Annotated in this window: 1 protein-coding gene; it reads left to right on the plus strand. The window is 50.4% G+C overall.

Going from position 1 to position 397, the window contains the following annotated elements:
• Window positions 1-31: 31 nt before the first annotated feature.
• Window positions 32-397: DODA-type extradiol aromatic ring-opening family dioxygenase (locus tag B2899_RS12020; protein ID WP_286886082.1), on the plus strand; the 366-nt coding region annotated here is incomplete at its 3' end.

The following is a 397-nucleotide window of genomic DNA, read 5'->3' on the forward strand; positions in this document are numbered from 1 at the left end:
ACGATTTTCACAGAAAAAGGGGAGAAATAGCATGATGCCTTCATTATTCATCGCACACGGGGCACCGACACTTGTATTGGAAGACAACGGATATACAAAGATGCTGCAGGAGCTTAGAACGAAGCTGCCTCGCCCACGTGCCATTGTATTGTTTTCCGCACACTGGGAAGCGCCGGTGCAAACAGTAAGCGCTGTAGAGAAGTACGATATGATTTATGATTTTTACGGTTTTCCTGAAGAAATGTACAAAATCGTGTATCCGGCTAAGGGGGAAAAGGCGCTTGCGGAAAAAGTGCGTACGCTGCTGGATACACAAGGAATTGCAAGCCGCGCAGACACGGAACGGGGCATGGACCATGGCGCATGGGTGGTGCTGCGGCTCGTGTATCCGCAAGCG

The sequence above is a fragment of the Aneurinibacillus sp. UBA3580 genome, assembly GCF_002375825.1.
Lineage (GTDB): Bacteria > Bacillota > Bacilli > Aneurinibacillales > Aneurinibacillaceae > Aneurinibacillus > Aneurinibacillus danicus.